The following is an 11,884-nucleotide window of genomic DNA, read 5'->3' on the forward strand; positions in this document are numbered from 1 at the left end:
GAAGACAATCCCCTTTATTGGAGGTTTTCGGCAGAGCGGTCATAGGCAACGATAATTTTCTGCACCAGGGAATGCCGTACTACATCCTGCTCCGCAAAATAAACAAAACCGAGTTCTTCTATGCCGGATAAAATCGCTTTAGCCTCAATTAAACCGGATTTCTTGCCGCGAGGCAGGTCAATCTGGGTAACGTCACCCGTAATCACCATTTTGGACCCGAAGCCGAGTCGAGTCAAAAACATTTTCATTTGCTCAGGCGTTGTATTCTGGGCTTCATCCAAAATAATAAATGAATCATCCAACGTACGACCACGCATATAAGCGAGCGGAGCAATTTCAATCAATCCCCGTTCAAGCGCCTTAGCCACCTGATCGGGCCCCATAACGTCGTATAAGGCATCATATAACGGACGGAGGTATGGATCTACCTTTTCTTGCAAATCCCCTGGGAGGAACCCTAGACTCTCTCCTGCTTCTACTGCTGGGCGCGTAAGAATGATACGCTTAACAGAACCTTCTTTTAGTGCCGTAACTGCAAGCACTACCGCCAGGTAGGTCTTACCCGTTCCTGCAGGACCGATTCCGAATACAATATCACGCTTCTTGATCGTTGTCACATAATGTTTCTGGCCAATCGTTTTGACACGGATAGGCTTTCCACGAAAAGTTGTTGTAATTTCTCCCTTGAACAAATCGAGCAATTGATCGACTCGAAAGTCTTTCGCCAGCTCCACAGCGTACTGCACATCACGTTCAGTAAGTATGTAACCGCTCCGAATGAGGGACAGCAACACATTAAACAATTGTCCCAGCATGTCTACTTCCCGCTCCGCACCACGTATCGTTAATTCTGCTTCACGGGAATCAATAATAGCAGGAATTTCACTCTCGATGATTTTTAGGAATCCATCTTGCGGGCCGAACAACGATTGCGCTTCTCCCGCATTTTGCAAAGTAATACGAATGCTTGCAGTCTGTTCTGACAAGTAGCCTCATTCTCCTCAATTGTTTACTATTGGCAGTTCTTCGGAAATTTTCTCTTCTACTTCAAAGATCACTTTCATATAAACTTTACCATTCTCTTTCTTCTCATGCAAAACTTTTTGACTTTTGATGACGCTATCAACGCCATAACGCGCCAAAATATCATTCTTCGCTCGCTCTATTCCCTTTTCAAATCCAGCCTCTGGAGTTAATGTCTCACTTGTTTCACTAATCTCCATTTCTTTCTCAGTCATTAGGCCCAGCGGCAGCTTAAAGGACCGCCAGGATAGCGGATCGTGCTCAATAAGCGTTCGTGATTTCTCAAAAGGAGAATCGCCATAACCCCATAGCTGGATAGCCCATTTGCCAAGCACCAGATAGGTTCGATCCTTACGATCCCCTGTATATGAGCTATTTGTTGTTGTAAGAGGCACCTCTATATTGTATTCATGCCACACTAGACCCTTAACTTCACCTTTAGCCACCACGTACTGTACATTCTCTTCGTCGCCTAAAGCACCCGAAATCAGGATATCCCCTTTTTTGACCCGTGAGTTACGCGCTACAACCGGTCTGCCCTGCTCCGCATATATTTCAGTTACCACCGCATCTGTTCTGCTAATCAAATGCCGCTGGCTAAGAAGAGGTTTAATATCCGGCTGTTTAGATTCTACCACCTGAATTTTAATGCTCGTCCCCGTCCGCTGCACCCCTATCCATGAAACGCCGGGTAATTGGGCTAGGAGCCCCTTAGAGAGCTTGTCCGGCTCATCCAGACGCCATATCCATTGAAAAGGATACACCCCCTCCTGACGAGCAGCTGCCAATATATCCTCAGAAGCAATTTTTTCATTCCCCTCGACTCTAATGCTCCATACCATCGTGGATAACATAAAGAGCATAATCCCGAATACCAATATTCCCATGCCAAAAAATTTACGTTTCCAAAGCCGCGCCATCAAAAAAGGCAGTCCGCTTCTTCCTGTAACGTGCATCCGACAGCCTGTCTTCTTTAAAATCGGACGGAGGACATAAAAATCATTCAGAAGCAGCTTAAGGGAAGCGCCGCCCTCAGCGGGCCTCACATCCCAAATCACTATACCTGCTTCAGAAATGACATTAATGAATCTCTCCACCTGAGGCCCCGTTACATGCAGTGTAACGGATCCCCGCAGTGATGAAAGAGGTGGTTCCTTCATGATTTCCCCTCGCTTTCTTTATATCTGATCTCTCCGATAATGCCTTCTACCGCCAGCTCCTGGCCAAGAATATTGCGAATGACAAGATCCTCGCCCGTGATTTCAAGCGATCCATTAGCTAACGCGAGCTTAAGCTGGCCTGAGGAAAAATGCAGCACGCCGCGATGATTCTCGATATACAGTTCTTTATTGCCGATCAGGGTGATCCGGGGCATTTCCTGTAGTAAGTCCTGTGGTAAATCGAGCACCCCGTTTGTCCATCCCCGCAGCCTGCGGCCAATACGGGTCATAAGTAGACGTTCCCCCTTCCTGCCTTCTGTACACCTTATGCGGCAACGCTTTTGTTTATGAGAAGAAGTAATAAAGGAGCAGCATTCAGGTATAAAAAACATAAAAAAAGCCTCAGCTTTCCTATCGTTAAGATAAGAAAACTAAGGCTTAAAATTGTTACTTTGACCGAAAATTACGATCTTCGGGTGGAATGCGGCTGGCGCGCGCGCGGAGGTCCTAGAATCTCCGCCCAAACCACACCATTGCGCAACTCACCCCTATTCGCTGTTCTATTTGACTCGACAGCTGTGTCAGAGGATGTGCTCTTCGTCTTCTCCGATTTGGAATCTGCTCCCGCGATTCCATCAAAAGCAGCTTGAATACGCCGCACCTCTTCTTGCATTTTTTGCGTGCGCAATTCAACTCCGTCATCAGCGTGCTCCAAAGACATACCTTCTCCAGTAGAATAATCTGGTGTCGGGATGTACGCAGGCTCTGGAAAGGCAGGTGATGCATCATACTCGCGGGAGGATGTAGTCACAGGAGTTGGAAACCCACTCCTAGACTGTTCAGGGTGGTCTCCGCTCCCATCCACATCCTTATTACGACGTAAAGGATTCTCATCTCCTCCACCAAAAGTGGGCATTCCTCCACGTGTAGCACCTTTAGGTTTGTTCTTCGCAGCCTTGTTCACATTGGATACAATCGCGAAGATAATTACCGCAACGATATAGATCCAGCTCATGGAGATTCACATCCCCTTTTATTTATTATTGTTAGGACGGTTATTGTCGTCCTGATCATTCATTTTGCCGAGGGAGCCTCGCATTTGTGTATCCGCCTCGATATTTTTGATGTTCATGTAGTCCATCACACCGATTTGACCATTTCTGAGCGCCTCTGCCATCGCCATAGGCACCTGAGATTCAGCTTCCACAACAAGCGCCTTCATTTCAACAACGCGTGCCTTCATCTCTTGCTCATGAGCGACAGCCATTGCTCTGCGTTCTTCAGCCTTAGCTTGTGCAATACGTTTATCCGCTTCTGCTTGTTCGGTTTGAAGATAAGCACCGATGTTCTTACCTACATCGATATCCGCAATATCAATGGAGAGGATCTCAAAAGCCGTACCGGAATCCAAACCTTTGGCCAAAACTGTACGTGAGATCGAATCCGGATTCTCCAAAACATCTTTATGCGAATCACTCGAACCTACCGTAGTTACAATCCCTTCACCGACCCGGGCAATAATCGTTTCTTCACCTGCACCACCAACGAGACGGTCAATATTAGCACGAACAGTAACCCTTGCTTTTACTTTAACCTCAATACCATTCTTAGCTACAGCCGCTACAATAGGTGTTTCGATCACACGTGGATTTACACTCATCTGAACGGCCAGAAGTACGTCACGTCCTGCGAGGTCAATTGCTGCTGCGCGAGTGAATTCCAAAGGAATGTCTGCACGCTGAGCGGCAATCAGGGCATTAACCACCCGGTCTACATTACCACCAGCGAGATAGTGACTCTCCAGTTGATTAATGTTAAGTCCAAGACCAGCTTTTGTCGCTTTAATCATAGGATTAACAATCCGACTTGGTGTTACACGACGCAGTCTCATCGCTACTAACGTAATAATACTAATTCTAACCCCTGACGCCAATGCAGAAATCCAGAGCATGACCGGGAAGAAGCTTAAAAAGACACTCAACAAAATAACTACGACTACCGCAATCAACAAAAAAGTAATTAAAGATGCTTCCATAACTTTACAACCTCCAGTAAATTATTGTGGAGCTACTATTCGCCATACCTTTTATCTTTTACCTTATTCCTTAATTTCCTTCACCACAATCCGTCCGCCCTCAACTTTTACAACAGAGACCGGGGCATTAACGCTAATAAAGCTGCCTTCTGTAACGACATCTACCCGCTCGCCGCCAATCATAGCCGTTCCGGATGGACGAAGTGGTGTAATACTGTTTCCTATAGCTCCAACTAAGCTTAACTTCTCTTCAACAGGTACAAATCCCTGATCTTTGGAGAGCGTATCCTTCAAAATAAACCTATTCCAAATTCCACGTTCTTTAAATGCGACAGCCACAATCACAATGACAACTGTTGCAGCCGCGAATGCGATACCGAGACTAAACAATGCATGTGTGAAGCTGTATGCTGCGCGTACGACACCTGCCACAAGGCTGACGGAACCTAGTATCCCCAATATCCCAAAGCTCGGCACGAACAGCTCCAGCACAAGCATGACAAGTCCGATAATGAACAAAAGCCAAGTCTCTGATCCGGCAAACCCTGCTACAGAATTTCCGAAAAAATATAAAACAAAGGCTAATGTCCCAATAATCCCAGGTGCACCGAAGCCCGGAACGATCAACTCAATCACAATGCCTGTAATCCCGATGAATAGCAGAATCGTCATAATAATCGGATTTGTCAGAAATTGCGACATTTTCTCGGCACCCGTATGCTCCACACGAAAAATATCATCTGTAGTATAACCTAACCAAGTAATTGCCTCTTCTGGAGTGGTTGTAATTTGATCAGCATAACCAGCTTTTAAAGCTTCGTCACTAGACAAGGCAATAATTTCGCCCTGCGCTTTAGATACGCCTAGATCTGGCTTATCCACAACCAAATTACTATCGACCATTCCCGCAGCAATATCAGGATCACGCTCATTTAAAGCAGCGGCTCCAATCATTTTTGATTTCCAGTAGGACACCATCTTCGCGTCTTCTACTTTCTGGCCGCCACTATCTACTAGAGATGCAGAACCGATCATGCTGCCCGGCTTCATGATGATTGCACCTGCGTTAAGTGCTATGTAACTGCCTGCGGAAGCGGCATCACCTTTAATAAAAGCTGCGGTAGGTATGTCACTATCTCTTACCATCGTCCCAATCTGTTCTGCTGAACTCACCAGTCCCCCCGGTGTATCCACTTCCAGTACAATTAGAACCGCTCCATAATTAGCAGCTTCTGCGAATCCTCTTTCCAAAAAGCTTTGCAGACCTCTTTCAATTTTTTGATCAACCGGAATAATAAACACCGGGCCTTTCTTCATCTCACCATTCGCAGCCTTTGGTGCTTTTGGCACGGTTACATCAGCGCTTACATTCGGGATAAACGGCGTTAAGAGCAGTAGCAGTAAAACAACCGGAATGCTGGCTAACATAATTTTCCGTAATCTTTTCAATGTTTTTACCTCCCTTCTTCAATTTGACCCGGGACACATACACTTTATTACGTTGTCAGCGTAATTACGTTTCAAAACAAAGAAAAGCACCCCTTTTGCAAGGGGTGCTGGCGCTATATTATTGCAGAAATTGCTGAACCGCTTGGTTCACGAGTTTACCATCGGCGCGACCTTTGACCTTAGGCATCAGTGCGCTCATGACCTTACCCATTTCACTTTTCGAAGAAGCACCGGTTTCCTGGATGGTCTGCTGTACAATTGCTTTAATTTCTTCTTCGGAAAGTTGCTCGGGAAGATACTTAATAATAATCTCGATTTCTGCCTTCGTACTCGCGGCAAGCTCATCGCGACCCGCTGATTCAAATTCTTGGAGGGCATCTTTGCGCTGTTTGATTTCACGACTAAGGATATCAAGCACTTCGTTGTCGTCCAATGTTCTCTTCAAATCTATTTCAAGATACTTTATTGTAGAACGAACCATTCGAATCGTGGAGAGCGTGAACTTGTCCTTACTCTTCATCGCTTGCTTCATATCTTCGTTCAATCTCTCGCTAAGATTCATGCGTGGGTAATCCTCCTAAAACTTTCTCTTACGAGCAGCCTCAGACTTCAGCTTTTTCTTAACGCTTGGCTTTTCGTAATGTTTGCGTTTCTTCACCTCAGCCAAGACACCATCTTTTGCGATGGAACGTTTAAAGCGACGAAGTGCAGCATCAATTGTCTCGTTTTTGCGAACTTTCGTTTCAGACACAGTTTCCCCTCCCTCCGACCATACCGTCCAAGAGCATAACACGGTTTATCAAATTCCATTATAGGTCAAACGGAAATAGGGTGTCAACCTTCGTGTTATTCTTTTTTTCTGGCAAGTTCTTCAACATTTAATGATTGTACTATGCGTGAGAAGCTGAGTTTCCTGTGAGAGCTCCCAGCTTGGCCCCACCAAGCAAGTGATAATGAAGATGAGGCACAGCTTGTCCACTATCAGGACCACAATTATTGATCAAACGATAACCAGACTCGGCAATCCCAAGGTCGATAGCGATCTGTTGCGCTACACTGTGAATTTCCGCAATTAACGGAAGATCCTCAGGTGTGACATCATTCATGGAAGCAATGAACTTCTTTGGAATGATCAACACATGTACCGGTGCAGCCGGCTCGATGTCGTAGAATGCAAGAATACGTTCGTTCTCAAATACTTTTTTGGAAGGAATAGTACCCTCAATAATTTTGCTAAACACGGTCTCCATAGAGTGCTTGCCTCCTAAAAATTGGTGAAATTTCACTTCATCATAAGATAATCATACAGGATAATCACCAATTACGAAAGACGCTAGAAGATTCAACATCCGCACGCTAGAGCTGTATCTATTACAGAATGAAATCCATTAACCATTGAAGTGGAGCTATATATACACCCGTAGGGTTAAAAAGGCAAAAAAAAGAGAAACACCCTTCACAGCTTATAAAGCTGATTCGGCGGCGGACGTATGAAAAGGATTAAATTCCCGGTCATACGTCCGCCGAGGTGTTTCTAAAGTAATGTCGGCTTAGCTGTATTATAACAGTGCGTTGATGCTGTATCTGTGATATCGATCACACGGTTTAAAACACTTCACATTTTTTCCAAAAGGATACGAGATCCCCCTCCACCTTGTTCAGCAGGAACTATCACCAGCTTGCGTGGCAACCTTGCACGAAGCTCTGGAACGTGGCTGATAATACCGACAGACAGCTGGTCATTATGCAACCTTTCAAGTGAAGTAATCACTGTATCCAGCAGCTCTGGATCGAGAGTACCAAAGCCTTCATCCAGGAAGAAAAATTGCAACGGATATTGCCCACGCAGCTGGATCTGAGCTGAAAGAGCAAGTGCCAGCGAAAGGGATGTTAGGAAGGTCTCTCCACCAGACAGGGTGGAGACAGGTCTTCTCACCCCGCCGTTCCCGTCATCACGGATCACAAAGCCGCCACCCGAATCAACCTCCAATGCATAACGCTGCTTACTCAGGAATCGAAGCCGCTGAGAAGCGGACTGACACACCTGCATCAATTGTTCCTCAGCAATGTACTCAACAAAGGCGTTCCCGCGTAAGACCGTCTGTAGTTTGGAGAGTTGATCTTGCATAGAAGCGTGCTCAATCCGCTCTGCTTCAAGCTCCATCCAGCGGATATGCCGATGCCGCAGGTCCTCCAGATCACGCTCTGCACGTGCTCTTGCCTGAAGAGATATTTCATCCTCCGCCTTGCTTTCTCTTAAGGTCCTTTGACTTTCTTGCCATTCTTCTTCACTTAAGCTGGCCCCGTCAAGCTTCTCTTCAATGTTACGCAGTTGCAACGAGACCTCAGTTTCTTCGGCACGATGAGCACGTACGCGGGAAGATGCCATTTCCCGTTCTTCAGAAGTGAGCGCTGCTCCTTCAACCTCAGCGGCTGAACTAAACATTGAAGAAGCCAAGCTTTGTTCCCATTGACTGGAAGCTGCTACGTAATGTTCACGCGCAGATTCTGCAGCCTGGCGTGTAATTGCTGCTTCCTTAACCTCATGCTGAGCCTTCTCCGCCGCCGCGAGATGTAACTGCTTGCTTGTCTCCAGAGCAGTTAACAATTCCTGCAGACGTCCTTCACATTCCGCTAGAAGAGGAGCAGCAGCACGGCCATTCGTCCACTCCAGTAAACGCTGATCTTTTTCACGCTGCAATTCTTCCTTGCCTTCGATCTGTGTGATCGATTGAGCCAGCTCTTTATCCAGCCCCGTTATGGTCTCTTGAAGGTTCTGCACCGAAGCATTTTTCTCCTCCAGAAACTTGACGCTGATATCAAGACGAGATCTAATTTCTTCAGCTTGTGCATCCTTCGCTAACAGATCACGATAAGCTTGTTCCACTTCTCCAGGTGCCAGATCCGGGAACTGCTGTGTCCAGTTCTGCCGCATAGCCGTTAGCTGGGCGCTTAGTTCCTCAGCTTTGGCAGCGATTCCTTCTACCCAGCTCCGTTCACCTGTGACACCTGCCGCTTCTTTGAGGCACAACTGCTGGACCTCCTGCATCGTTTGCTGCCACTGTACCGCAATTCGGCGTAGCTCGCCTGACTGTCCTTTTAATGCCAAAAGTGCAGCTTCAAGTTCTGCCAAGGCTTTTTCATCTGGAACGGACACATCGGTTGAGGAAACCTCAGTAATGCTGACTTCTGTACCAGCAGCTGCAGGGTGATTTGCCGCTTCGATGACTTCATTTCCAAATACCTGCTCCAGCCATATTTGATCCTGTTCACGAAGACCGCGGAACAAATGACGAGCTTCCAAAGCCCGTCTGGACAATGCGCGAACTTGCTGAAGCTTCATTTCCAGTTCCTGTTGCTCTAAGCTATCCTGCAATAATGCAGGTGCAGGATGATGCTCGCTGCCGCATACCGGGCAGGGATGTCCTTCTTCCAGCTCCTTAGCTAGCGCTAAAGACAGTCTGTGAAGCTCTTGATCCTTCATAGCTGCTTCCAAAGCACTGACATGTTGCTCCAGGTGCTCCGCTGCGGCACGCGCAGCTTCTTCTGTCGCCAGCAGCTTCTCTTGATGTACCGCTGCCTCGCGGATCAGTTGCCCGCGAGCAGCTTCCTGCAGTTCGCGACGGCCCTCGGCCTCCGCGAGTCGCGCCTGCGCAGCCGCGAGAGCAGCGGCACGCTCGCGGCGCTCCTTCTCCGCCTTATCCCACTGGGATTCGGCGGAGTGCAGCCCTTGCAGTCTCTGCATCGCTTCTTGCAGAGACTGCCGCTCCTGGGAGCGGACACCGAGCGGCTGCAAGCTCTGCTGCAGCTCTTGCTGGCGCTTTTGGCCCTTGGCCAAAAGCTCACGCTCCCGGGCCATGCCCTCCCGCAGCTCCGCTAGCTTGCGGGAGGCCTCTTCGCGGCGCTCGCGCAGAGCCGCGAGTTCGCGCCGTAGCGCGCTGAGCTCGGACTCGAGCTCCAGCGCGCGGCGGTAGGTGCCGGCCCCCTCCCGGAGGGCCGGCTCTTCCGCTGCAAGCGCGGCCTGCGCAGCAGCCGCGGCGGCAGCGGCATGCACCGCCTTCTGCTCGGCGGCGGCGGCCAGCACCTCTTGGCCCTCCGCGCGGGCCAATCGGCTCTTAAAGGCTTCTTCCGCGCTTCGCCATGCTTTCAGCGCAGGAAGCCTAGCCTCGGCCTCGTCAGCTTGGCCGAGCTTCCGTTCAAGGAGGAGAATCTCCTCCTCCTTGGCGAGCAGTCCCTGCCGCTGTAGCTCGCGGCGGGTCCGTTCCTCTTGGAGCTCGCGTATACGCGCGAAACGCTCCGAGACCTGCAGCGCCGCCTCCAGCTTCTGGCGGCATTCCGCAGCATAAAGGGTGGCCTGCTCGAGGCGCTCCGCCGCTGCCTCTACATCCCCTTTGCCTGCGCTGCCAAGACCCTGCTGCTCAGCAATCAGCGCGCGGAGCGCAGCCTCATTCTCCTTCACCCGGCGGCTAAGCTTGATTGCCAGCTGATCGCCATACTGTTCCAGATGGAACAGGCGCTGCAGCATTTGCCGACGATCTACGCCACGAAGTGATAAGAATTCGGCAAATTTCCCTTGCGGCAATACAACTGCTCTCGTGAAGTCATCCATTTTTAGACCGATATGCTCCTCCACACAGCGCGTAACATCTGCGAGCTTATCCGCCATAACGTTATCTCCGTCAGCTGTAATTTCGATGAAACGGCTAATCGTGTTGCTGACGGTTTGCTCTCCCGTACGTTTGAATTTACGTTCAACCCGATAACGACGTGCCCCCGCGGAAGAAGTGAGCTCAAAGGTAAACGCTACGCTGAGTGAATCTTCAGAGTGGTTCATAATCCCCTGTGTTCCATTAACGGCACGTTCCACTTTCCCGTACATCGCCAAAGTAATAGCATCCAGCAAGCTAGACTTGCCGCTGCCCGTAGGTCCAAAAATCCCAAACAGACCCGTCTCACACAGACTTTCAAAATCTATTTCTTGCATTTCTCTATAACTCTGTAATCCTGCAACTTTTAATAGAATAGGTTTCACCTTAGTTCTCCTCTCCTTCCTCTGGCTGACGCCGTTCTTCTTCAGTTAGCTGTAAGAACAGCTCTATCAAGCTATCTTCCGGTTCCGCTCCACCTGTCTGACGCTGATAGAATTTACGGAATAATTCTTGCACCGGCATACGTGAACGGGAAGTCTGTTCAAGCTCCATCTCCATTTGCGGGTAAATGGGACGAATATGAATAATTCCCTCGCGCGACTTGCGCAGGCGCTGTATATCATTCATCGACATGGCTTCACTAAGCCGAATCTCCAAATCTATAAAAGCAGAAGCATCTCTGCCTTCATCCAGCCATTTATATACCTCCTGCAATCCACCTGTGGAGCTCCATCTTACAAGCGGACGCCCACAGCGTAGGTAAATTTCTTCGAAGATTGGCTCACCGCCCGGCGCAACATCAATCAGCGTCACCGATTTGGCCTGTCCCGCTTCAGAAAAACTGTATGCCAACGGGGATCCACTGTAACGGATCATTCCTTCCCCTTTGACACGCTGAGCGCGATGAAGATGTCCTAGTGCAGTATATTGCGCTCCACAAGTCAAAGCAGAAGGATCAACGGTATATGCTCCTCCTACCTGAATCGGACGTTCCGAATCACTTTCCACACCACCAAGCACATAAATATGGCTCATCGCTAAATTTACGGTCTGCGGCGTAAATTCCCGTCCCAACAGCTGCATGAGCTTGCCTACCCGTGCGCTATAAGCCAGTCGAAGCTCCTCTTCTCCGCTATCTCCTGCAAGTAGTTCACCGAGACGCGCTTCGGAGGGATAAGGAAGAGCTGCGATTTTGGCGATCTCACCCGTTCGTGCAGCATGAACAGTCACTGGCTCTGAGGTAGGAAGCCCCACTAATGTAATCCCCTGCCTTAATACAAGCGGTGAAACTGAAGATACGCGCTCCGGTTGATCATGGTTTCCGGCGATCACAACAAGGGGCCTGCCCCCTGCAGTCAGCCTTGCGGCAGCCTCATAGAATAGTTGTTCTGAAGCCGCTGGTGGATTAACGGAATCGTACACATCTCCCGCCATCATTATCAAATCCACCTTATGAAAATCGGCGATTTCCACCAATTCATCTATGAACTGCTCCTGCTCCTTCTGCCGGCTTCTTCCTTCCAGCGTTCGGCCGAGGTGCCAATCTCCCGTATGCAATATCCGCATCT

At 48.8% G+C, this 11,884-nt stretch carries 11 protein-coding genes; all 11 read right to left on the reverse strand.

What is annotated here, in order from left to right; all coding sequences use genetic code 11:
• Nucleotides 1–14 precede the first annotated feature (14 nt).
• Nucleotides 15–986: a PhoH family protein gene (locus CA598_RS10415; RefSeq protein WP_042190944.1), complete on the reverse strand. Its 972-nt coding sequence runs from the start codon at nucleotides 984–986 to the stop codon at nucleotides 15–17.
• 15 nt (nucleotides 987–1,001) lie between these two features.
• Entirely contained in the window at nucleotides 1,002–2,183 is a 1,182-nt protein-coding gene (gene yqfD, locus CA598_RS10420) for a sporulation protein YqfD (protein WP_094870317.1), read from the reverse strand.
• Entirely contained in the window at nucleotides 2,180–2,473 is a 294-nt protein-coding gene (gene yqfC / locus CA598_RS10425; protein WP_094870316.1) for a sporulation protein YqfC, read from the reverse strand. The genes yqfD and yqfC overlap by 4 nt, the downstream gene beginning before the upstream one ends.
• A gap of 173 nt (nucleotides 2,474–2,646) precedes the next feature.
• A complete protein-coding gene (locus CA598_RS10430) occupies nucleotides 2,647–3,198 on the reverse strand; it encodes a hypothetical protein (RefSeq protein ID WP_094870315.1) in 552 nt (183 codons plus the stop codon).
• Between the two features lie 18 nt (nucleotides 3,199–3,216).
• Nucleotides 3,217–4,218 (reverse strand): flotillin-like protein FloA, encoded by a 1,002-nt coding sequence (gene floA / locus CA598_RS10435; protein ID WP_060621995.1) that lies wholly within the window; start codon nucleotides 4,216–4,218, stop codon nucleotides 3,217–3,219.
• A gap of 63 nt (nucleotides 4,219–4,281) precedes the next feature.
• A complete protein-coding gene (locus CA598_RS10440) occupies nucleotides 4,282–5,646 on the reverse strand; it encodes an NfeD family protein (RefSeq protein ID WP_094876468.1) in 1,365 nt (454 codons plus the stop codon).
• Between the two features lie 139 nt (nucleotides 5,647–5,785).
• Nucleotides 5,786–6,229: a GatB/YqeY domain-containing protein gene (locus CA598_RS10445; protein WP_042190953.1), complete on the reverse strand. Its 444-nt coding sequence runs from the start codon at nucleotides 6,227–6,229 to the stop codon at nucleotides 5,786–5,788.
• Between the two features lie 15 nt (nucleotides 6,230–6,244).
• Nucleotides 6,245–6,418 carry a 30S ribosomal protein S21 gene (gene rpsU / locus CA598_RS10450; protein WP_036657994.1) on the reverse strand — a complete coding sequence of 58 codons (174 nt, stop codon included), beginning with the start codon at nucleotides 6,416–6,418 and terminating at the stop codon, nucleotides 6,245–6,247.
• 139 nt (nucleotides 6,419–6,557) lie between these two features.
• Complete coding sequence (locus CA598_RS10455; protein ID WP_042130338.1) at nucleotides 6,558–6,917, reverse strand: histidine triad nucleotide-binding protein; 360 nt, start codon at nucleotides 6,915–6,917, stop codon at nucleotides 6,558–6,560.
• A gap of 365 nt (nucleotides 6,918–7,282) precedes the next feature.
• Nucleotides 7,283–10,699 (reverse strand): AAA family ATPase, encoded by a 3,417-nt coding sequence (locus CA598_RS10460; protein ID WP_094876456.1) that lies wholly within the window; start codon nucleotides 10,697–10,699, stop codon nucleotides 7,283–7,285.
• A gap of 1 nt (nucleotide 10,700) precedes the next feature.
• Nucleotides 10,701–11,882, reverse strand: a complete 1,182-nt coding sequence (locus CA598_RS10465; protein WP_094870313.1) for an exonuclease SbcCD subunit D — start codon at nucleotides 11,880–11,882, stop codon at nucleotides 10,701–10,703.
• Between the last annotated feature and the right edge of the window lie 2 nt (nucleotides 11,883–11,884).

This window comes from Paenibacillus sp. VTT E-133291 (assembly GCF_002264395.1).
Lineage (GTDB): Bacteria > Bacillota > Bacilli > Paenibacillales > Paenibacillaceae > Paenibacillus_AQ > Paenibacillus_AQ nitricinens.

Coding starts and splice junctions, on each gene's coding strand:
- yqfD (WP_094870317.1), bottom strand. CDS start 2,183: ATGAAGGAACCACCTCTTTCATCACTGCGGGGATCCGTTACACTGCAT.
- yqfC (WP_094870316.1), bottom strand. CDS start 2,473: ATGACCCGTATTGGCCGCAGGCTGCGGGGATGGACAAACGGGGTGCTC.
- CA598_RS10430 (WP_094870315.1), bottom strand. CDS start 3,198: ATGAGCTGGATCTATATCGTTGCGGTAATTATCTTCGCGATTGTATCC.
- floA (WP_060621995.1), bottom strand. CDS start 4,218: ATGGAAGCATCTTTAATTACTTTTTTGTTGATTGCGGTAGTCGTAGTT.
- CA598_RS10440 (WP_094876468.1), bottom strand. CDS start 5,646: ATGTTAGCCAGCATTCCGGTTGTTTTACTGCTACTGCTCTTAACGCCG.
- CA598_RS10445 (WP_042190953.1), bottom strand. CDS start 6,229: ATGAATCTTAGCGAGAGATTGAACGAAGATATGAAGCAAGCGATGAAG.
- CA598_RS10455 (WP_042130338.1), bottom strand. CDS start 6,917: ATGGAGACCGTGTTTAGCAAAATTATTGAGGGTACTATTCCTTCCAAA.
- CA598_RS10465 (WP_094870313.1), bottom strand. CDS start 11,882: ATGCGGATATTGCATACGGGAGATTGGCACCTCGGCCGAACGCTGGAA.